The organism is Rhodopila globiformis, assembly GCF_002937115.1.
Lineage (GTDB): Bacteria > Pseudomonadota > Alphaproteobacteria > Acetobacterales > Acetobacteraceae > Rhodopila > Rhodopila globiformis.
In genome coordinates, this window is record NZ_NHRY01000114.1 from 66,384 (window position 1) to 87,237 (window position 20,854).

Here is a 20,854-nt window from a genome sequence, read left to right on the forward strand (position 1 = left end):
GGCCGGCTGCGAGCTGAGCTTCGCTCCGCGCGAGCGCCTCCAGCCATCCAGGCGGGGCAATTGTACGGTCCGGTACATCATTCATCCTGAAATGATAGACCATGGTGACCTGACCATCCAGCCCGATGCTTGCTGCATCCCATTAAACGAACGCGCACGCCGGCCGTTATCGTCTTTGGGAGTCGATATGGTCACAGGGCAGGCATGACGTCAGGTATAGACGCCGTACTTCAGCCGCCCAAGAAAGTCCCCGACGATTTCGATGCCTCTTGATGTTGCCAGGAGGTCGATCGGGCGCTGCTGGTTGAGGCCTGTCGCCGGTCGCAGCAGCCATTGCTCCGCTTCCTGCCGTGATCCCAGAACCGCGCTTGCCATGGCCAGAATCTTGCTGACATCGCGCCGCCTCGAACTGATCGGCCTGGTCACGGCCTTCTTGCGGGCCCGGATCGTGCGCAGGCTCACGGCAACACCCTTATCAAACTCTTATCGAGCACAGTTACGCCCCGTCACCTGACGCTGGCTACAATACCGCCTTTCAAGACAAGCGGAAGATCAGCATCCTGGCGGCACCATGCCGCCGTTCTGCCAGCAGCGGCGCATCCGGAACCCACGTCTCATCACGACCGGTCTCCGCCACGACCAGCGCCTCTGGCGCGATACGCCCCACATCCCGCAGCCGGGCGATGGCGCGCGGCACGAGGTCCTGCCCGTACGGCGGGTCCAGGAAAACAAGCGACGCCGGACGTCCCTGCCCCACCCGGAACACATCCCCCGCCACGATCTCGACGCGCGCCTCAGCCCGGCAGGCCGCCACGTTCGCGCGCAACACCTTCAGCGCCGCCGGATCGCTCTCTATAAAGCTTGCGAACGCCGCGCCGCGCGACAGCGCCTCCAGCCCCATCGCGCCGGTTCCGGCGAAGACATCCAGCACCGAAGCGCCTTCGACCACATCCCGCCCGCCCCACGGCGCATGCAGCAGCATATCGAACACCGCCTGCCGCACCCGGTCCGCCGTCGGCCGGGTCCCCAGCCCCGGCGGCGCGGCCAGGCCGCGGCCGCGCCAGGCGCCGCCGACGATGCGCATCTAGCGCCGTCGCGGCGCCGGCGGGGGAGCGGCCGCCGCGGGCAACTGCTCCCGCAGCACCCGCGGCGGGATTTCCTCGATGCCGCCGCGCTCCAGCATCCCAAGCTGGAACGGCCCATAGGCCACCCGGATCAGCCGCGACACCGCCAGGCCCAGATGCGCCATCACCCGCCGCACCTCGCGGTTGCGGCCCTCGCGCAGGCTGACCGTCAGCCAGGTGTTGTCCCCCTTCTGCGCATCCACGTCCGCCTCGATCGGCCCGTAGCGGACGCCCTCGATGGTGATGCCCCTGGCCAGCGATTTCAGCGCCCCTTCATTGGGTGTGCCGAACACCCGCACGCGATAGCGCCGCAGCCAGCCGGTCGAGGGCAGTTCCAGTTGCCGCGCCAGGGCGCCGTCGTTGGTCAGCAGCAGCAGCCCCTCGCTGTTCAGGTCCAACCGCCCGACGCTGATCACGCGCGGCAACTGCTGCCGCAGCTTCTCGAACACCGTCGGCCGACCTTCCGGGTCCTTGTGGGTGGTGACCAGGCCGGGGGGCTTGTGGTAGCGCCACATTCGGGTGCGGTCCGGCGGCTCCACCACCTTGCCGGCGACCTGCACGACGTCGCCGGCCGAGACGAAGGTCGCCGGGTGGGTGACGACCTTGCCGTTCAGCCGGACCGTCCCTTCGGCCAGCATCTGCTCCACGTCGCGCCGGCTGGCGATCCCGGCGCGGGACAGCCACTTGGCGATGCGGTCGCCGCGCGGTTCCTCGGTTGTGGTCATGCGGCGGTCGCGGCGATGTCGCGGCGGCAGAAGCCCTCGGGCCAGACGATCCGGTCGATTGCGGCATAGGCGTTCGCGCGGGCCTGCCGCAGGTCGGGCGCGGTGCCGCACACCGTCAGCACCCGGCCGCCGGCGGCACGCACCGTTCCGTCCGCATCGGCTGCGGTGCCGGCGTGAAAGATCGTCACCCCCGGCTGCGCCGCCGCGTCCGCCAGCCCGTTGATCACCGAGCCACGCTCCGGCGCGTCCGGGTAGCCGCGGGCGGCCATGACAACGGCGACGGCGGCGGTGTCGTGCCAGCGCAGGTCGAAATCCGCCAGTTCGCCGTCGCAGGCGGCCTGCAGCGCCGGCAGCAGGTCGGACTTCAACCGGACCATCAGCGCCTGGCACTCGGGATCGCCGAAGCGGACGTTGAACTCGATCAGCTTGGCGCCCTCCGTCGTCAGCATCAGGCCGGCGAACAGGATGCCGCGGAACGGGGTGCCGAGGTGGACCATGTGCCGCAGCGCCGGGCGGATGATCGCCTCCAGGCAGGCCTGCTCCAGCGCGGGAGGGAAACCCGGCACCGGCGAATAGGCGCCCATGCCGCCGGTGTTCGGCCCGGTGTTGCCGTCGCCGACGCGCTTGTGGTCCTGCGCCGAGCCCAGGACCAGCGCGTCCTCGCCGTCGCACAGGACGAACAGCGAGACTTCCTCGCCCACCAGGCATTCCTCCAGCACCACCGCGGCGCCGGCCTCGCCGTGAATGCGGCGGTCCATGAAGGCGTCAATGGCGGCTATCGCCTCGTCCTCGGTGGCGGCGACGACGACGCCCTTGCCGGCCGCCAGCCCGTCGGCCTTCACCACAACCGGCGCGCCGCGGCGGCGGACGAAGTCGCGAGCCGAGTCGGCGTCGTCGAAGCGTTCCCACAGCGCGGTGGGGATGCTGGCGTCGTCGCAGATCTCCTTGGTGAAGGACTTGCTGCCCTCCAGCCGGGCGGCGTCGCGGGTGGGGCCGCAGCAGGGGATGCCGCCCGCCTCCATGGCGTCGGTCAGGCCGGCGACCAGCGGCGCTTCCGGGCCGGGAACCACCAGGTCGATGGCGTTGTCCTGGGCGAAGGCGACCAGCGACTCGATGTCGAGCGCGTTGATGTCGATGCACTCCGCCAGCGCGGCAATGCCGGGGTTGCCGGGGGCGCAATACAGCTTGGTCAGTATCGGGCTGGCGGCGATTGCCCAGCACAGCGCATGTTCCCGCCCGCCTGATCCAACGACCAGCACCTTCATCGATCTCTCCTGTCCGCGCGTTCCGGTTCCATGCGACGCTGCCGTAGCATAGGTTGGCGTCATGGACGATCCACGACCTGCACCGGTTTCGAATATGCCGGAATACACCGTCTCCGAGATCTCGGGGGCGGTGAAGCGCACCCTGGAAACCGCCTTCGGCCGCATCCGCGTGCGCGGCGAGCTGACCGAGGTGAAGCGCTACCCCTCCGGCCATGTCTACCTGTCCCTGAAGGACGAGGGCGCCAAGATCTCGGGCATCGTCTGGAAAAGCGCCGTCCCGCGGCTGGGCATGACGCCGGAGAACGGGGTGGAGGTGATCGCCACCGGCCGCATCTCCACCTATGGCGAGCGGTCCTCGTACCAGCTGATTATCGAGCGGATGGAATACGCCGGCGCCGGCGCGCTGCTGGCGCGGATCGAGATGATCCGCCAGCGCCTGGCCGCCGAGGGGCTGTTCGACCCCGAGCGCAAGCGGACGCTGCCGGTGCTGCCGCGGGTCATCGGCGTGGCGACCAGTGAGCGCGGCGCGGTGATCCAGGACATCCGCACCACCATCGCCCGGCGGTTCCCGCGGCATATCCTGGTCTGGCCGGTGCCGGTGCAAGGCGTCGGCGCGGCCGAGCAGATCGCCGCCGCCATCGCCGGGTTCGACGCCATGCCGGCGGACGGCGACCCGCCGCGGCCGGACGTGCTGATCATCGCCCGCGGCGGCGGCAGCCTGGAAGACCTGATGGCGTTCAACGAGGAAATCGTCCTGCGCGCCGCCGCCGCCTGCCGCATTCCGCTGATCTCGGCGGTCGGACATGAGACGGACACCACGCTGATCGACTACGTCTCCGATCGCCGCGCGCCCACGCCGACGGCGGCGGCGGAGATGGCGATCCCGACGCGGGCGGACCTGGTCGCCGACATGGCGCAGAAGGCGTCGCGGCTGATTGGCGCGGTGAGCCGCCTGGCACAGGAATGCCGGCTGCGGCTGACGCGGGCCGAGCGCGGCATCCCCGACCTGCCAACGCTGCTGGGCACTGCGCGGCAGCGGCTGGACGACCGGACGGAGCGCGCCATGCTGGCGCTGCCGGCGCTGGTCGAGCGACGGCGGGCGGTGCTGACCGCGGTGGAGCGGCGCCTGCCGGACCCGCGGACGCTGACCGCGGCGGCGCGGGAGGCGCTGCGGGATCGCGGGCTGCGGCTGGAACTGGGGGCGCCGGGCCTGGTCGCGGCGCGGCGGTCGGGGCTGGCGTTGCTGTCGCAGCGGCTGACGGGCGCGGCGCATCGGGCCGTGACGGTGCTGCGCGGCCGGACGGACCGGGTGACCGGGCGGCTGACCGGGGCGCCGCTGCGCGCGTCACTGCGTGAGGCGCGGGCGCATCTGGCGGGGCTTGGACCGCGGCTGGACGCCGCCTCGCCGCTGGCGATCCTGCAGCGCGGGTATGTGCTGGTGACCGACCCGGCGGGCCAGCCGGTGACCACCGCCGCGTCGGTCAGGCCGCAGGCACGGCTGCGGCTGCACTTCGGCGACGGTGAGGTCGAGGCGGTGGCACAGGGCAACGGCACGGGCCGATCACGGGCGAAGGGCGGACAGGACGCGGCGAAGCCGGAGGGTGCCGGCAAGCCGCGGGCGGCGGTGGCGCAGGAGCGGCTTGATTTGTGACAACAGCCGGTGCCGGCATGATCCCTGAACGCCGGCTCCACGGCATCAAGCCGGGACACGCATATCGTTTCTTTTATGTCACGCGGAGAAGCGATAGCATGCCACGCTCGGCAGTGCCGCACAGGGCTGGCCAGCATTGTCTTGAACGTCAGGCCCTGAGCTGCAACAGCGGCATGGCGCGCACAGGCCGAAAGGGAATCGACTCTGCGTGCTCTGCGTTCAATCGCGGTAGCCGGGGCGCCACCGGCGTTTCGAGTTGGGCGAGTCACCGGAAACGCCGATCTTTGTTGCAGCACCGCATTTTTAACGCAGAGCGCGCAGAGCGGAGCGCAGAGAAGGGATGCGGGCGACCTGCGGTCGCGATGGCTTTGCTTCAATCGCCGTGGCTTTCATCGCGGCCAGAGCGGCCGGACAATCACTCTGGATACCGGCCGACTTTTAGACTGGCCGTTTTCCCATCGCCGTAGTCCGGTTTGTCCGGGCCATGACGGTGGGGCGCCGACATCTGACGGTCAAACTCGACGCCGGTTGGTATAGGGACTTAACGAAAATCTTGCCTTTTCGATCGCCCGGCAAGTCCTCCCGCCAGCCGGCGCCATTGCACTATCGCCCCCGCTGCGGCCGGCGCCCTGGCGATGCCCAGCCCGTTGCCGGACGCCGCACCCGTTACGATGGCGGTCTTGCCGTCCCGGTCACGCATGACGCCGGCCCCGGTTCGGGTTCATTCCCCGGCCATCTCCTTGAACACCTCGACCGCGGTGAGCAGCGCTTCCCGCACCAGCGGCGCGCCGATGTAGCCGGCGAGGTGCAGCAGCGCCTCGGACAGTTCCTCCTCGGTCCATCCCTGGTTACGGGCGAAACGAAGATGCAGCTTCAGCTCCGGATCGCGCCCCTGTGCCGCATCAGAAACCACGCAGATCAGCGCACGGGTTTTCAGATCGAGGCCAGGCCGTGACCACAGCGTGCCGAAGATCGCCTCCTGCGTGTAGGCGGCGAACTTCTCCATGATCGGGTGCGTGTAGACGTTCTGGTCCAACTTCTTCGCATAGGCCTCGCCCATCAGCTTGCGCCGGATCGCGCGGCCTTGCTCGCGCCTGTCGTCAGCCATGAGTTTTCTCCCTCCCTTGACCGGGCCAGTGTCGTCCAACGGAGGGGATTTGGCTAGGCCGGGCGCAGGCCGCCCTGCTTCCCGATGAAGGCGGCGATCTCCGCGACGCCCTGCCCGGCGCGGATGTTGGCAAAGACAAACGGCCGGTCGCCGCGCATTGTTCGGGCGTCGCGGTCCATGACCTCGAGGCTGGCACCGACGTGCGGCGCGAGGTCGATCTTGTTGATCACCAGCAGGTCGCTGCGCATGATGCCCGGACCGCCCTTGCGGGGGATCTTGTCGCCGGCGGACACGTCAATCACATAGATCGTCAGGTCCGCCAGTTCCGGGCTGAAGGTGGCGGCAAGGTTGTCGCCGCCGGACTCGATCAGGATCAGGTCCAGGCCCGGAAAGCGCCGCCGCATGTCGGCAATGCCAGCGAGGTTGAGCGAGGCGTCCTCGCGGATCGCGGTGTGCGGGCAGCCGCCGGTTTCGATGCCCATGATACGGTCCACCGGCAGCGACCCGGCGCGGGTCAGGAATTCCGCGTCTTCCCTGGTGTAGATGTCGTTGGTGATGGCGGCAATGTCGTAACGGCTTCGGAAATGCCTGCACAACGCGTCCATCAGCGCGGTCTTGCCGCTGCCGACCGGGCCGCCGATGCCGATGCGCAGCGGGCCGTGCGGAGATTTCATCATGAACGGAACAACCTCGTGTACTGGGTTTCGTGCCGCATGGCGGCGAGGTCGGAACGGAACGCGCAGCCGCCGACGTCGTCAAGCGTGGCAGCCCCGGTTTCGTTGGCAACGGCCAGGATAACCGGCTGCAGCGCCGCCAGGACGCGCAGGCCGGTGGTCTGGCCCAGCGGCACCAGCCGTACGGCGGCGGAGATCAGGTTCGTCGTGAATGCCTGCACGTAGGCAACCGCCGTGTCGTCTTCCGGAATGTTCTCCCCTGCCGCCGCGGCGCCAACGGCGACGGCATAGGGCAGATCCTCCGGCAACGCCGTCCAGGGCGCAACGGCCAGCCCAAAGGCGCGGCCCTGGTTCAGTGCCTCGTCCCGGCGCTCGCGCGACGGCGTCGCGGCCAGGGCCAGCGCGGCGACGTCGTCCAGGGCGGATGGATCGAAGGCGTTCCGATGACCGTGCCGCAGCAGGATCGCGTCGGACCGCGCCGAACCGTGCGTCAGGACATCCGTCAGCCAGGCGCGCAGCGTGTCGGCATCCGTGATGTCGCCGGCCTCGACCGCCCATTCCAGCCCGTGCGAGTAAGCAAAACCGCCGGTGGGAAACGCCGGCGACAGCCACGCCAGCAGGCGCAGCAACGGCCGGTGGTCAATGGCCGTGGTCATCGTGGTCATGGTGATGGTGATGGTGGCCGGCCGCATAGGCGCCAGCCTCCGGGTCGAACGGCGCCATCACCCGGTCGACGTGCCCGCCAAGCCCTACGACCATGTCCTGGATCACGTGATCGGCGCGGATCCGGATACGGTTGCCCAGCAGTTGCACCGGCAGGTGACGGTTGCCGAGATGCCACGCAATCCGGACCAGATCCGTATCCTGGTGCGCGTGGATTTCGATCAGGTCCTCGGCCTGCGCCCGCACCCGCACGACGCCGGCGGGCAGCAGCAGGCCGTCGCCGTCGCGCAGCCGGACCGCGTGCGGTTCGTCGACCAGGATGTCGGTTCCCCGGACCGTGGTCAGGACGATACGGCGGCGGAAGCGGCGGTCGTAGTCGATCAGGACTTGATCGATCTCCCGCGCGGCGTCCCAGCTTCCCGCTGGCAGAATAGCCTCGACGCGCATCAGAACAGGAAATACCGCTGGGCCATCGGCAGCACCGTGGCGGGTTCACAGGTCAGCAGCACGCCGTCGGCGCGGACCTCATACGTTTCGGCATCCACGTCCAGCACCGGTGTCGCATCATTATGGATCATCGATTTCTTGCCTATGCCACTACGCGTATTTCCGACCGCCACCAGGCGCCGTTGCAGCCCCAGCGCCTTGCCGACATCCGCTTCCAGCGCCGCGGCCGAAACGAACGTGACGCAGGTGGCGGCCAGGGCGCGGCCGAGAGCGCCGAACATCGGCCGGTAGTGCACCGGCTGCGGCGTCGGGATCGAGGCGTTCGGATCGCCCATCGGCGCGCAGGCGATCGCCCCGCCCTTGATCACCAGGTCCGGCTTCACCCCGAAAAACGCCGGCGACCACAGCACCAGGTCCGCCAGCTTGCCCGATTCCACGGACCCGATTTCGCCGGCGAATCCCTGCGCGATCGCCGGGTTGATGGTGTATTTCGCGATGTAGCGCTTCACCCGCGCATTGTCGGCCCGCTCGCTGTCGCCGGACAGCGGGCCGCGCTGCGTCTTCATCTTGTGCGCGGTCTGCCAGGTGCGGATGATCACCTCGCCCACGCGTCCCATTGCCTGGCTGTCGGACGACATCATCGACAGCGCACCCAGGTCGTGCAGGATGTCCTCGGCAGCGATGGTTTCCTTGCGGATGCGGCTTTCCGCGAAAGCAACGTCCTCCGGGATGGAACTGTCCAGGTGATGGCAGACCATCAGCATGTCCAGATGTTCGTCCAGCGTATTGGCCGTGTAGGGGCGCGTCGGGTTGGTCGAGCTTGGCAGCACGTTCGGCAGGGCGGCCACCTTGATGATGTCCGGCGCGTGGCCGCCGCCGGCGCCCTCAGTGTGGAAGGCGTGGATGGTGCGGCCCTTGAAGGCGGCGATGGTGTCCTCGACGAAGCCGGACTCGTTCAGCGTGTCGGTGTGGATCATCACCTGCACGTCGAAACGGTCCGCCACCGACAGGCAGGTGTCGATCGCCGCCGGCGTGGTGCCCCAGTCCTCGTGCAGCTTCAGGCAACTGGCGCCGGCGCGCAGCATTTCCTCCAGCGCCTGCGGCTGCGCGGCATTGCCCTTGCCGGCGAAGCCCAGGTTCACCGGCAGCCCCTCGGCGGCCTGCAGCATGCGCGCGAGGTGCCAGGGACCGGGCGTGCAGGTGGTGGCGGCGGTACCGGTGGCCGGGCCGGTGCCGCCGCCGAGCAGCGTGGTGACGCCGGAGGCGATGGCCTCCTCCACCTGCTGCGGGCAGATGAAATGGATATGCGCGTCGATCCCGCCGGCGGTCAGGATCTTGCCCTCGCCGGCGATGACCTCGGTGCCCGGGCCGATGATGATGTCGACGCCCGGCTGCACGTCCGGATTGCCGGCCTTGCCGATCCTGGCGATGCGGCCGGCGGTGATGCCGACGTCGGCCTTGACGATGCCCCAGTGGTCGATGATCAGCGCGTTGGTGATGACGGTATCGACCGCGCCCTGCGCCTGCGCGGCCTGCGACTGGCCCATGCCGTCGCGGATCACCTTGCCGCCGCCGAACTTCACTTCCTCGCCGTAGGTGGTGAAATCTTTCTCCACCTCAACGATCAGGTCGGTGTCGGCCAGGCGGACGCGGTCGCCGGTGGTGGGGCCGAACATGTCGGCATAGGCGGCGCGGGTGATGCGGGCCATCAGCCGAGCGCTCCCATGACGGTGCCGCGGAAGCCCCAGATGTGGCGAGTGCCGCGGTAGGGGACCAGGGTGACCTCCCGCGTCTGGCCTGGCTCGAACCGCACAGCGGTGCCGGCGGCGATGTCCAGGCGCTGGCCGCGGGCGGCGGCGCGGTCGAAGGACAGCGCCGGGTTCGTTTCGGCGAAATGATAGTGGCTGCCGACCTGGATCGGGCGGTCGCCGGTGTTGGCGACGGTCAGGACCGTGCGCGGCAAGCCGGCGTTGAGCGCGATGTCGCCTGGCTCGGGGAGGAGTTCACCGGGGATCATGCGGCGGTCCTGTCAGCGGTGGTTTGATTGGCGAACTATAGGGCAATCAATCAGGTTGTCACCCTGCGAAGCGTGTCGTGCCGGGTGCATCGCCACGCCGATTACCTGTTTTGAGGAAGGCATCCGCCGTGGCCAGGAAGCTCAAGCCGATTCCGGTCTTCGCCAGCGAAGCGGAGGAACGCCGGTTCTGGGAAACCCATGATTCAACGGACTATGTTGATTGGAGCCGGGCGCAACGTGTCCGCCTGCCCAACCTGCATGCCGGTCGATCGCCGCGAGGTGCCGTTTCCGCGCCTGAAGCCGCTCAGGATCGACCAAAGACGCGATGACGACTGTCGATCGCCGTTACGTCCAGCCGTTCATCACGACCACCTACTCGGCGGCGATATCACTGGCCGCCAGCGTCCGCTTTACCAGATCCGGTTCCCGCTCGATCACTGTCAGATACGCCAGCATCGCGCTGTCCGGACGGGTGCGCCCCTGCTCCAGATCGCGCAGGCGCCCAACGTTGATCCGATATTCGGCGGCGAACTGCGCCTGGCTCAGCCCGGTGCGCCGGCGGATCGCCTGGATGCGGCGGGCCATAACGATCCGCTCCGTTTCCTCCGGCGTCCACGGCGGGTTGTCCGGGTCCGACAGCGCGGCGGCGGTGATTTCGGCGTCGGTCATCGCATCGAGACGGGCCAGGGCTTCCGGACTCATCGGCGGCAGAGAATTCAGATCAACTGTTATTCGAGCCATACAAGCTCCTCTCCGGCGAATTACAGCGCCGCGCGGAAATCAATCGCGTTGCGTCCGATCGGACAGTATATACAACCGTGAAAAGCCTACCTTGAATGGCACCGATAGCCTTCCGTCGGCTCTCCCGATCCTGCAAGCGGGATACGTCCACATCGACATATGCCGGGTCGCGAAACACGCGAATTGCTTCGTCAAATGCGATTCCGTGCTTGGCCAGATTACTTGCCGCCTTCGTGTCGTCCCATTCAAAGATCCGGCTGTCGGACATATATACGGAATTTCCGTATGTTTGTCAACCCTACCGGATCGGCTCGTGCACCGTGACCAGCTTCGTCCCGTCCGGAAACGTCGCCTCCACCTGCACGTCGTGGATCATCTCCGCGACCCCCGGCATCACCTGGTCGTGCGTCAGCACCTTCGCTCCTGCCTCCATCAGGTCCGCCACGCTGCGGCCGTCGCGGGCGCCCTCGACGACGAAATCGGTGATCAGCGCCACCGCCTCCGGGTGGTTCAGCTTCACGCCCCGGTCCAGCCGCCGCCGGGCCACCATGGCGGCCATGCTGACCAGCAGTTTGTCCTTTTCGCGCGGAGTCAGGTGCATCGCGGTCGTTCCTTCAGGTCATCAACATAACCAAACCCGCGGCAGCGGACGAGACGGCCGCAGCGCCGCCAGCACCGCAACGACCGCACGCCGCACGGGGGCGCCGTCCGGACCCAGGATGCGCGCCACCAACATGCCGTTCCAGGCGCTGGCACCGGCTTCGGCCGAACCCGGAGCAAACCTCGGATCGGTTGGGACATCATTCCAGGCCGGGACATCGGTCACAGAGAGGCCGCCCGCCCCGATCGTCATGCCGGGCGCAGGCCCGGCATCCACGCCTTCTGCTGGTATCGGCACCGCAAGGCGTGAATGGCCGGCCTGCGCCGGCCATGACGCTAAAGGGGCACCGCCGCCGCGTCCCGACCCACCGGCCTGCGCCGGCCATGACGATGAAGGCGCACCGCCGGCCCGTCCCGACCCATCTGCGGCTCGCTGTAGCGCCTGCCGCACCGGGTCCAGCGCCGCCTCGGCGTCCGGCGCCACATACACCAGCGTCGCCAGCGCCCGAGCGCCTTGCCCGATCGCCGCGCGGTGCAGCAAATCATCCACCGCGCCGTCCATGCGGATCGTGTCGTGCAGCAGCAGCGCGCCGTCGCGCCGGATGCGGATCAGGTCGCGCAGATGCGCGTGCCGCACCGCCTCGCCCATCGCCGCGCGGCCGAACACCAGGGTTTCGACGCCCAGAAAACGGGCATCCGCCGCCATGTCGATCTCCAGGCGACGGTCCAGCGCGCTGCGGTCGAACAGGATGGTTTCCTGCGGCAGCCACTCCAGCGCCGCGCCGGCCGCGAGCGTCAGCCGGGTCCGCACATGCGACGGCGCATCCTGCGGCAGCGCGCGGTAGAAGCGCTCCGCCGCCTGCGCCGCCACCGTCGCCTGCGTCCCCTCCCCCGCCGCCACCGCCACATCCAGCCGATCGGCCGCGGCGACGCCACCGCCGGTATTCAAGGTGACGATGTCCATCCAGCCGGGCTCCACCCGCCGGGGAAACCGAGCCTTCAGGCAGCCGGCCTGGCGCAAATCGTCCAGCACCGTCCGTTCCCCCGACCGCTTGACGCCGACGCGCAGTTCGCCGACGGCGCGTTGCAGCCGGACCGGGTCAGACAGACAGGCGCCGTCGTACATCAGCCTCGTCGAGGTCCTCTCGCCGCCCCGCCAGGACGATGTCGCCGCGATCCATCACCACCATGGTCTGCGCCAGTTCCTGGGCGAAGTCGAAATACTGTTCCACCAGCAGGATGGCCATATCGCCGCGGGAACGCAACAGCGCGATCACCCGGCCGATGTCCTTGATGATGCTCGGCTGGATCCCCTCCGTCGGCTCGTCCAGGACGATCAGGCGGGGCTTCATCACCAGCGCCCGGGCGATCGCAAGCTGCTGCTGCTGGCCGCCGGACAGGTCGCCGCCGCGCCGGCGCAGCATGGTCTTCAGCACCGGGAACAGGTCGAAGATCTCGTCCGGGATTTTCCGCGCGCCACGGGGCAGCACGGCGAAGCCGGTCTCCAGGTTTTCCCGCACCGTCAGCAGCGGGAACACGTCGCGCCCCTGCGGCACCCAGGCGATGCCGCGGCGCGCCCGCTCATACATCGGTAGGCGGGAGATTTCTTCGCCGTCCCATTTGATCGAGCCCGACGCGATCGGATGCGCCCCGACGATCGCCCGCAGCGTGGAGGTCTTGCCGACGCCGTTGCGCCCCAGCAGGCAGGTCACCGCCCCAGCCTCCGCCGTCAGCGACACCTGCCGCAGGGCAATGGCGGCGCCGTAGTAAAGATCGACTTTCTCGACTTGCAGCATCAGCGCCCCAGATACACTTCGATGACCTTCGGATCGTCGCTGACAAGGTCGATCGGCCCCTCGGCCAGCACCGAGCCCTCGTTCAGCACCGTGACCTTCACGTCCAGGGCGCGGACGAACGCCATGTCGTGCTCGACCACCACCACGCTGCGGGTGCGGTTGATCTCGCGCAGCAGCACAGCGGTCTGCTCCGTCTCGGCGTCGGTCATGCCGGCGACGGGTTCGTCCACCAGCAGCAATTGCGGTTCCTGCGCCAGCAGCATGCCGATTTCCAGCCACTGCTTCTGCCCGTGCGACAAATCCGCGGCGGCGCGGTGGCGGACGTCGGTCAGCCGCGTCGTTTCCAGGATCTGCTCGATGCGGCGCTTCTCGTCCGCGGTCTGGCGGGCGAACAGCGTGAAGCGCGGGGCGCGGTCGCCGGCCAGGGCCAGCAGCAGGTTGTCCCACACGGTGTGCGGCTCGAACACCGTCGGCTTCTGGAACTTGCGGCCGATGCCCAGCGAGGCGATCGCCGGTTCGTCCAGCCGTGTCAGGTCGGTGTCCTTGCCGAACATCACCTTGCCGGTGTCGGGTCGGGTCTTGCCAGTGATGACGTCCATCATCGTCGTCTTGCCGGCGCCGTTCGGGCCGATGACGGCGCGCATCTCGCCCTGCTCCAGCACCAGCGACAGGGCGTTCAGGGCGCGGAAGCCGTCGAAGGTGACGGTGACGCCGTCGAGGTAAAGAAGGGTATCGCCTTCGCTCATCCCGTCACCTCCTGCGCCGCCGAGGCCGCAGGCACTTCCGGCTCCGGCTCCAGGCGCGAGCGGCGGCGGAACAGGCCGACGACGCCGCGTGGTAGGAACAGCGTCACCAGGATGAACATCGCGCCCAGCGCATACAACCAGAGTTCCGGCAGCACGCTGGTGAACCAGGTCTTGCCGAAGTTCACCAGGATGGCGCCGAGGATGGCGCCCACCAGCGTGCCGCGCCCGCCGACGGCGACCCAGATCACCGCCTCGATCGAGTTGCCGGGCGCAAATTCGCTGGGATTGATGATGCCGACCTGCGGCACGTAAAGCGCGCCGCCGATGCCGGCCATGACGGCGGACAGCACCCAGACCACCAGCTTGTAGGACTCCGGCCGGTAGCCGAGGAACCGGGTGCGGCTTTCCGTATCGCGTACGGCGATCAGGATCTTGCCGAAGCGCGAGCCGACGACGAAGCGCGCCAGCAGGAACTGCCCGCACAGGAACAGCGCCGAGATCACCAGCAGTGCGGAGCGGGTCGAGTCGGCCTGGATGTTGAAGCCCAGGATGGCCTTGAAGTCGGTCATCCCGTTGTTGCCACCGAACCCCATGTCGTTGCGGAAGAACGCCAGCAGCAGCGCATAGGTCAGCGCCTGGGTGATGATCGACAGATACACGCCGGTGACGCGGGAGCGGAACGCCAGCCAGCCGAACACCGCCGCCAGCACGCCCGGCACCAGCACCACCATCAGCATGGCGAAGCCGAACCACTCGAAGCCGTGCCAGTACCAGGGCAGTTGCTTCCAGCCCAGGAACACCATGAAGTCCGGCAGGTTCGGATTGCCGTACACGCCGCGGTCGCCGATCTGGCGCATCAGGTACATGCCCATGGCGTAGCCACCCAGGGCGAAGAAAGCGGCATGGCCCAGCGAGAGGATGCCGGCAAAGCCCCAGACCAGATCCACCGCCAGCGCCAGCATCGCGAAACACAGATACTTCCCCGCCAGCGCGATCACATAGGTCGGCACATGCATCGCCGAAGCGGGCGGCGTCATCTGGTTCAGCGCCGCCATCACCAGCGCGGCGCCGAACACGAGAACGATGGTGAGGATGGCCGCCCGATCGAGCTTCATGCCTCCACCGCCCGTCCCTTCAGCGGGAACATGCCGCGCGGATTGCGCTGCACGAACAGGATCAGCAGCACCAGCACGACGATCTTGCCCAGCACCGCCCCGGCGATCGGCTCGAGGAACTTGTTGACGATGCCCAGGGTCAGCGCCCCCAGCGTCGTGCCCCACAGGTTGCCGACGCCGCCGAACACCACGACCATGAAGCTGTCGATGATGTAGCCCTGGCCCAGGTTGGGCGAGACGTTGTCGATCTGCGACAGCGCCACCCCGGCAATGCCCGCCACGCCGGAGCCGAGCCCGAACGTCAGCGCATCGATCCACGGGGTGCGGATGCCCATCGCCGCGGCCATGCGCCGGTTCTGCGTCACCGCGCGCATGCGCAGCCCGAGCGGCGTGTAGCGCAGCGCCGCCATCAGCGCCGCCATCACCAGGAAGGCGAACAGGATGATGTAAGTGCGGTTCCAGGTCAGGGTCAGGCCGCCCAGTTGCGTCGCGCCGCTCATCCAGTCCGGGGTGGTGACGTTGCGGTTATCCGCGCCGAACAGCGAGCGCACCACCTGCTGCAGCACCAGCGACAGGCCCCAGGTCGCCAGCAGAGTCTCCAGCGGACGGCCGTACAGCCAGCGGATCAGGCTGCGCTCGATCACCACGCCGATGAGGCCGGCAACCAGGAACGCCATCGGGATCGCCACCAGCAGGCTGCCGCCGTAAAGGCTCGGCACATAGGCGTGCATCACCTGCTGCACGACGAAGGTCGTGTAGGCGCCCAGCATCACCATCTCGCCGTGCGCCATGTTGATGACGCCCATGACGCCGAAGGTGATCGCCAGCCCGGCCGCCGCCAGCAGCAGCACGGAGCCCAGGCTGATGCCGTAATACACGCTCTGCGCCAGGCTCCAGAGCTGCAGGACCCGGTCGATCGAGGCGACCGCGGCCTTGGCGGCGGCGCCCACCGGACCGGGCTGGTCCGCGACCGACGCCAGCACGCCGCGGGCCGCCTCGTCGCCGCGGGCGCGCAGCACGGGCACCGCCGCGAGGCGTGCGTCCTGCGCCGCGCCGGGATCGGACAGCACCGCCGCGGCCCGGGCCTGCTGCATGCGGGTCTTCACCGCGGAATCGGTTTCCTTTGCCAGCGCACGGTCCAGCGCCGGGATCGCCGCCGGTTGATGCGCGTCAAACACGGCCCCGGCGGCGTTCAGCCGGACCGACGGGTTCGGGTCGAACAGCCGCAGGCTGCCCAGCGCGGCATCGAGCACGCTGCGGATGGAGTTGTTGATGCGGACCGACCGCGCCTCGGCATCGTCGTCGGAGACCGCCTTGCCGGTGATCGCATTGGCATAGCTGCCGTCGTCCGCCTGGATCAGCAGCGTGTGATCCGGCAAGTAATAAAGCTGGCCGTTCTGCAACGCCGAGAGAATTTTGGCCGCATTCGGATTGCCGGACTGCGCGAGGTCCTCGACCCCTTGCCGCACCGTGTCAAAGCTGCCGGACGCCAGCTCGGCCAGCGGGTCATCGGCGTGGGCGACCAGCGGTCCGCACAGCAACAGCAGCAGCAGAGCCAGCAAACGCAACATGGATGTTTCCCAACGAAAAGAAGAAGGGGGCGGCCGGGAGGAAAGCGGCCGCCCCCTTGGTGGCAATCAGGCCGTCAGACCTTCTTGCCGGCGGTGCACGTGCCGGTCTTCACGTTGAACGCACCGCAACGCATTGGCGCCCGCCAGTCGCCGATAAGGTCCTTGGTATCGGCAACATAAGGCGACCATTCCTGGGCCACGACCAGGCCCGGGGTCTGGGAAACGATACTGAACTGGCCGTTGCCCTGGATCTCTCCGATCAGCACCGGCTTGGTGATGTGGTGGTTCGGCATCATCGCCGCGTAGCCGCCAGATAGATTCGGCACCGCAACGCCGATCGCCGCGTCGATGACGGCATCGGGGTCGGTCGTTCCGGCTTTTTCGACGGCCTTGATCCACATGTTAAAGCCGATGTAGTGCGCCTCCATCGGATCGTTAGTGGTGCGCTTCGGGTTTTTGGTGAATTTCTTCCAGGTGGCCACAAATTTCCTGTTCTGTGGCGTTTCGACGCTTTCGAAGTAGTTCCACGCAGCCAGGTGGCCGATCAGCGGCTTGGTGTCGATGCCGGCGAGTTCCTCCTCGCCGACCGAGAAGGCGACGACCGGGATGTCGGTGGCCTTGATGCCCTGGTTGCCAAGCTCCTTGTAGAACGGCACGTTGGCGTCGCCGTTGATGGTCGACACCACGGCGGTCTTCTTGCCGGCCGAGCCGAAGTTCTTGATCGAGGCGACGATGTTCTGCCAGTCGGAATGGCCGAACGGGGTGTAGTTGATCATGATATCGTCCTGGGCCACGCCCAGCGACTTCAGGTAGGCTTCCAGGATCTGGTTGGTGGTGCGGGGATAGACGTAGTCGGTGCCGGCCAGCACCCAGCGCTTCACCTTGCTTTCATTGCGAAGGTAATCAACCGCCGGGATCGCCTGCTGGTTCGGCGCCGCGCCGGTGTAGAAGACGTTGCGGCTGCATTCCTGTCCTTCGTACTGCACCGGGTAGAACAGGATGTTGTTCAGTTCCTCGAACACCGGCAGCACCGACTTGCGCGAAACCGAAGTCCAGCAGCCGAACACGGCGGCAACCTTGTCGACGGAAATCAGCTGCCGCGCCTTCTCGGCGAACAGCGGCCAGTTGGAGGCGGGATCGACCACCACCGCCTCCAGCTTCTTGCCGAGCAGGCCGCCCTTGGCGTTCTGCTGCTCGATTAGCATCAGCATGACGTCCTTCAGCGTGGTTTCGCTGATCGCCATGGTGCCGGACAGGGAGTGCAGGATGCCGACCTTGATGGTGCCGCCGGTTGGCTGCGCGGCCGCGGGTTCGGATGTCTTGGCTTCGACGGCGCCGAAGGCGGCAAGGGTGGCGGCGGCGACGCCGAGGCGGCCCAATCCACGCCGGGACAGAGAGGTTTCATCCTGAGACATGTGCGCCGGTTCCTGTGCCTGTTGTTGACCTGTTTCCCCGCCGGGCGGAGGCGGCAGGAGCGATGCAACCTGTGTGCCAGCAAGGAATGGCGACAGTTTCGGCAGCAGCCGTATTGGTTTTGGGCTCAGCTTCTGGCGATACGATCAATTGCCTGGAATTTCGCCAGGCAGATCGCGACCGGATGGCCGCTGAACTGCCTATTCCTTAAGCCACGGGCTGGCGTTTCATTGTCATTGTGCGCACGAGGCAGCAGCGTCATTGCAACGGCGACGGGGCCGCGATCCGGAATGCCTCGCCGTTCGCAATGAAAGCAGGCTCGCCTCGCGTTGCCGTGAACCGGCGGTCCGCCGGTTTGGGCCGGCCGGGCGAACCGGGCTAGCGTGGGGGCAACGTCAGCACGTCCGGGGAGAAACGCATGTCCAGGATCATCATCGCCGACAACCCGCTGAACGAACTCAGCATCGCGAAGGAACTGCTGCCAGCCGGCCTCGATGCGGTCATTGCCCGCCCCGGCACGCCGGAATTCCAGGCGGCCCTGGCGGATGCCGTCTGTGTCGTCGGTTTCGGCGAACCCTTCATGGACGAGGCGTTCTACACGTCCGCACCGAAGCTGAAGCTGGTGCAGCTTCTCTCCGCCGGCTACGACCGCTGCGACATCGAGGCCGCGCGGCGGGCGGGCGTGCCGATCTGCAACAACGGCGGCGCCAATTCGACGGCGGTGGCCGAGCACGCGATCCTGCTGATGCTGGCGGTGTGCCGCCGGCTGATCTGGCAGCACGACAACGTCGCCGCCGGCCGCTGGCGCGGCAACGCGGTAGCGGATATCCGGCTGTACGAGCTGAAAGGCCGAACCCTGGGCATCATCGGGCTGGGCACCATCGGCAAGAAAACCGCCCGGCTTGCCCAGGCTTTTGGCATGACGGTGCAATACTACGACATCGTCCGCCTGAGTGAAGCGCAGGCCGACAGCCTCGGCGTGCGTTTCGCGCTGTTCGAGGAAGTGCTGCGGACCTCCGACATCGTCTCGCTGCACGTGCCGCTGACCCGCGACACCCGCCATATGATCGGCGCGGCGCAGTTCCGGCTGATGAAGCCGGGTGCCTACCTGGTGAACACCTGCCGCGGCCCGGTGGTGCACGAACCGGCGCTGATCGAGGCACTGACCAGCGGCACCATCGCCGGCGCCGGGCTGGATGTGTTCGACCAGGAGCCGCCGCCACCCGACAACCCGCTGTTCACCCTGCCGAACGTCGCGCTGAGCGCGCACCTCGCCGGGCCGACCTGGGAGAACCAGTACACGCGCTTCCGCAACGCGTTCGACAACTGCCAGCGGGTGATCCGCGGGGAGAGGCCGCTGTGGGTCATTCCGGAATTGGAGGGGTAGAGGCGGCCGGTGATTGCGGGTGCGGTGCGCCATTTCCTTGGAGCGAGCACGGTTGGAAGGGGTGGCGCATGGCCTGCGGGCGTGAATAGGCATAGCCTGCGTCCCGGCTGATTGAGGGTCACAGGCAACGGGCGTGCGGTTGAATCTTCCGAATATGTAACCACAGAGAAAAAGCTGAGGACCGCAGGGGGCCACAGAGAAGGCGTTATACGACGCCCGCAAAATTCTGGCCGTTTTCCCGCGACAGTTGGCGCAGCCAGCGTTGGCCTGAAGAGTGACGAAACCTCCAATGTTTCCCGGGAACCGTATCATGCCCTCGATCGCGGCAGGCGGTGGCCTGAGGGCCATGAACTTGACGTCTTGGCGTCTTGGCATTTTATCGGGCGAACCAACCTCACCGGCCACCGGTGTTGCACACCCATCACCGCCGGGAGCGGCTGCGCGGTTCCTGTCAACGCCAAGACGCCAAGATACCGGGGCACTCACCGCCGTCCGGCCGGGTGGCGGCCTTGCATGCGGCACCCGGGAAACTCCGGCGGTCTTCCCGCGGCTGTTGGTGCGGCCTGCGCTGGCCTGAAGAGTGACAAAACCGGCAATGTTTCCCGGGAACCGTATTATGGCGCTGCACGCGATGCGCGTAGCGATCGGCACTGCTGGAACAGACGACACCGACATCGTCGCTTACCCGGGCTGAGCAAAGTATCGGTTCGCTTCAAAAAGTACGGGTCCGGACGCATAGCTTGGTCCGTCACGGCCGGCCATCCACGCCCTACGGTGCTGATATCGGCGGAAGGCGTGGATCGTGGACCTCCGCCACCATGACGGGGTGGCACCGATCTCGCCCGTTTTCGCCCATCGTGGTGCCCGCGGGCGGGCTTGGGGACTGCACTGACAGCCCGTCCGTTTGGGCCGCGCGATCTGCCCTTGATCCTCTGGGTCCCCTGCGGTCCTCGGCTTCTTCTCTGTGTTATTGATCCGGCCAGGGTTATCTTGGCAAGCCGCACGCCAATTTCCTCTTTCTGAACAAGGGCTTACTTGTCACCGCCCACCGCCTGCCAAGATAACCCTGGCCGGATCAATAACGGATATGCGCCATCACCCGCGCTGTACCGGCCGGATAGGCACCGCATCAGACCGCGGCAAGGCGGACCTGCAACCGTCTGACCCAAGTTTAACAGTGCTTTTCGGAAAAAATAATCCCATCAATGGGTTATGAGCGCACGGCCAGGCCTTGGCACTACGTCGTGCTGCTGTGGCAGGCCGATCAGGCAACCGCAGCGGGCTTGGCGTCGCGGATCTGCGGCGGCAATGCAACGCCGACCGCCTGGAACACCTTGCCGGCCACACCGGTGACCGGCGTGCGCAGAATAAAGCGCTTGCCGTCCTGCTCGACCTCGATCTCCTGAAGTCGGTCGAGGTCGGCCAGCAGCCCATGCCATTCGGGTTTCAGTTGCGCCACCGCCAATCGATCTTCCAACTCTTTGCGCAGCACCAAAGCCAAAAACGTGCAGAACACATGTCCGCGGATCGCCTCCTCCGTCTGGTGAAAGATCGGCCGGGTCTCCAGCAGGGCTTTGTGCGAACGAAACATCTGCTCGACGACCAGCAACTCGCGATAGCGCAGCATCACCGTCAGCGGATGCAGCCGGGTATTGGTGCGCAGCACGTAAAGCCCGTCGTAGCGGGCCTCATCGGCGATGCGCGCTTCATCAATGGTGAAGTGCTGCTCATCGGGTGTGCGGAGGTAGCGGCGGTAGGCGCTGTTGCCGACCAGCGATTTGTCGCCTTGTTTGAGCTTGGCGCGCAGGCTC

At 67.4% G+C, this 20,854-nt stretch carries 23 protein-coding genes; 3 read left to right on the top strand and 20 right to left on the bottom strand.

Annotation, left to right across the window (positions count from 1 at the left end):
- Positions 1 to 210 precede the first annotated feature (210 nt).
- The 4 genes from CCS01_RS11565 to purD all read right to left on the bottom strand — a co-directional run bounded on the left by CCS01_RS11565 (position 211) and on the right by purD (position 3,114).
- Entirely contained in the window at positions 211 to 462 is a 252-nt protein-coding gene (locus CCS01_RS11565) for an antitoxin Xre/MbcA/ParS toxin-binding domain-containing protein (RefSeq protein ID WP_104518973.1), read from the bottom strand.
- Between the two features lie 73 nt (positions 463 to 535).
- Entirely contained in the window at positions 536 to 1,084 is a 549-nt protein-coding gene (gene rsmD, locus CCS01_RS11570) for a 16S rRNA (guanine(966)-N(2))-methyltransferase RsmD (RefSeq protein ID WP_104518974.1), read from the bottom strand.
- A complete protein-coding gene (locus CCS01_RS11575; RefSeq protein WP_104518975.1) occupies positions 1,085 to 1,849 on the bottom strand; it encodes a pseudouridine synthase in 765 nt (254 codons plus the stop codon). It lies immediately after the preceding gene.
- Positions 1,846 to 3,114: a phosphoribosylamine--glycine ligase gene (purD, locus tag CCS01_RS11580; RefSeq protein ID WP_104518976.1), complete on the bottom strand. Its 1,269-nt coding sequence runs from the start codon at positions 3,112 to 3,114 to the stop codon at positions 1,846 to 1,848. The genes CCS01_RS11575 and purD overlap by 4 nt, the downstream gene beginning before the upstream one ends.
- Positions 3,115 to 3,175: 61 nt before the next feature.
- Between purD and xseA the strand changes: the two genes are divergently transcribed.
- Positions 3,176 to 4,765 (top strand): exodeoxyribonuclease VII large subunit, encoded by a 1,590-nt coding sequence (gene xseA / locus CCS01_RS11585; RefSeq protein ID WP_104518977.1) that lies wholly within the window; start codon positions 3,176 to 3,178, stop codon positions 4,763 to 4,765.
- Between the two features lie 721 nt (positions 4,766 to 5,486).
- Here xseA and CCS01_RS11590 read toward each other — a convergent pair.
- From CCS01_RS11590 to CCS01_RS11615, 6 genes are read right to left on the bottom strand one after another with little or no spacing between them, the layout of a single operon-like run.
- Entirely contained in the window at positions 5,487 to 5,873 is a 387-nt protein-coding gene (locus CCS01_RS11590) for a carboxymuconolactone decarboxylase family protein (RefSeq protein ID WP_104518978.1), read from the bottom strand.
- A 53-nt stretch (positions 5,874 to 5,926) separates the two neighbouring features.
- A complete protein-coding gene (ureG, locus tag CCS01_RS11595; protein WP_104518979.1) occupies positions 5,927 to 6,550 on the bottom strand; it encodes an urease accessory protein UreG in 624 nt (207 codons plus the stop codon).
- On the bottom strand, positions 6,547 to 7,239 hold the full coding sequence (locus tag CCS01_RS11600) for an urease accessory protein UreF (RefSeq protein ID WP_239992118.1): 693 nt from the start codon (positions 7,237 to 7,239) through the stop codon (positions 6,547 to 6,549). Before CCS01_RS11600 ends, ureG begins: the two co-directional genes overlap by 4 nt.
- Positions 7,187 to 7,657, bottom strand: a complete 471-nt coding sequence (locus CCS01_RS11605; protein ID WP_104518980.1) for an urease accessory protein UreE — start codon at positions 7,655 to 7,657, stop codon at positions 7,187 to 7,189. Before CCS01_RS11605 ends, CCS01_RS11600 begins: the two co-directional genes overlap by 53 nt.
- Positions 7,657 to 9,366, bottom strand: coding sequence for an urease subunit alpha (ureC, locus tag CCS01_RS11610; protein ID WP_104518981.1), 1,710 nt, complete (start codon positions 9,364 to 9,366; stop codon positions 7,657 to 7,659). Before ureC ends, CCS01_RS11605 begins: the two co-directional genes overlap by 1 nt.
- Positions 9,366 to 9,674 (bottom strand): urease subunit beta, encoded by a 309-nt coding sequence (locus CCS01_RS11615; protein ID WP_104518982.1) that lies wholly within the window; start codon positions 9,672 to 9,674, stop codon positions 9,366 to 9,368. The genes ureC and CCS01_RS11615 overlap by 1 nt, the downstream gene beginning before the upstream one ends.
- Positions 9,675 to 9,802: 128 nt before the next feature.
- Here CCS01_RS11615 and CCS01_RS36055 point away from each other — a divergent pair, with 128 nt between their 5' ends.
- A complete protein-coding gene (locus tag CCS01_RS36055; RefSeq protein WP_104518983.1) occupies positions 9,803 to 10,003 on the top strand; it encodes a CopG family antitoxin in 201 nt (66 codons plus the stop codon).
- 43 nt (positions 10,004 to 10,046) lie between these two features.
- On the opposite strand, the gene CCS01_RS11625 is transcribed toward CCS01_RS36055, so the two are convergent.
- From CCS01_RS11625 to urtA, 9 genes are all read right to left on the bottom strand, one after another.
- Positions 10,047 to 10,415: a helix-turn-helix domain-containing protein gene (locus CCS01_RS11625; RefSeq protein ID WP_204848231.1), complete on the bottom strand. Its 369-nt coding sequence runs from the start codon at positions 10,413 to 10,415 to the stop codon at positions 10,047 to 10,049.
- The gene (locus CCS01_RS36060) at positions 10,396 to 10,683 is read right to left on the bottom strand and encodes a BrnT family toxin (RefSeq protein WP_104518985.1); all 288 of its coding nucleotides are present in this window, start codon (positions 10,681 to 10,683) and stop codon (positions 10,396 to 10,398) included. The genes CCS01_RS11625 and CCS01_RS36060 overlap by 20 nt, the downstream gene beginning before the upstream one ends.
- Before the next feature lie 30 nt (positions 10,684 to 10,713).
- Positions 10,714 to 11,016, bottom strand: coding sequence for an urease subunit gamma (locus CCS01_RS11635; protein WP_104518986.1), 303 nt, complete (start codon positions 11,014 to 11,016; stop codon positions 10,714 to 10,716).
- Between the two features lie 21 nt (positions 11,017 to 11,037).
- Positions 11,038 to 12,141, bottom strand: coding sequence for an urease accessory protein UreD (locus tag CCS01_RS11640; RefSeq protein ID WP_146101703.1), 1,104 nt, complete (start codon positions 12,139 to 12,141; stop codon positions 11,038 to 11,040).
- Positions 12,116 to 12,811 carry an urea ABC transporter ATP-binding subunit UrtE gene (gene urtE, locus CCS01_RS11645; protein WP_104518987.1) on the bottom strand — a complete coding sequence of 232 codons (696 nt, stop codon included), beginning with the start codon at positions 12,809 to 12,811 and terminating at the stop codon, positions 12,116 to 12,118. Before urtE ends, CCS01_RS11640 begins: the two co-directional genes overlap by 26 nt.
- Positions 12,811 to 13,557, bottom strand: a complete 747-nt coding sequence (gene urtD, locus CCS01_RS11650; RefSeq protein WP_104518988.1) for an urea ABC transporter ATP-binding protein UrtD — start codon at positions 13,555 to 13,557, stop codon at positions 12,811 to 12,813. Before urtD ends, urtE begins: the two co-directional genes overlap by 1 nt.
- Positions 13,554 to 14,672 (bottom strand): urea ABC transporter permease subunit UrtC, encoded by a 1,119-nt coding sequence (gene urtC, locus CCS01_RS11655; RefSeq protein ID WP_104518989.1) that lies wholly within the window; start codon positions 14,670 to 14,672, stop codon positions 13,554 to 13,556. The genes urtD and urtC overlap by 4 nt, the downstream gene beginning before the upstream one ends.
- Complete coding sequence (urtB, locus tag CCS01_RS11660) at positions 14,669 to 16,243, bottom strand: urea ABC transporter permease subunit UrtB (protein WP_104518990.1); 1,575 nt, start codon at positions 16,241 to 16,243, stop codon at positions 14,669 to 14,671. The genes urtC and urtB overlap by 4 nt, the downstream gene beginning before the upstream one ends.
- A gap of 74 nt (positions 16,244 to 16,317) precedes the next feature.
- Positions 16,318 to 17,658 (bottom strand): urea ABC transporter substrate-binding protein, encoded by a 1,341-nt coding sequence (gene urtA, locus CCS01_RS11665; RefSeq protein ID WP_104518991.1) that lies wholly within the window; start codon positions 17,656 to 17,658, stop codon positions 16,318 to 16,320.
- A 416-nt stretch (positions 17,659 to 18,074) separates the two neighbouring features.
- Here urtA and CCS01_RS11670 point away from each other — a divergent pair, with 416 nt between their 5' ends.
- The gene (locus CCS01_RS11670) at positions 18,075 to 19,043 is read left to right on the top strand and encodes a 2-hydroxyacid dehydrogenase (RefSeq protein WP_104518992.1); all 969 of its coding nucleotides are present in this window, start codon (positions 18,075 to 18,077) and stop codon (positions 19,041 to 19,043) included.
- 1,264 nt (positions 19,044 to 20,307) lie between these two features.
- Here CCS01_RS11670 and CCS01_RS33630 read toward each other — a convergent pair.
- Positions 20,308 to 20,854 (bottom strand): IS1634 family transposase (locus CCS01_RS33630; protein ID WP_239992119.1); only part of this gene is annotated, 547 nt, incomplete at its 5' end.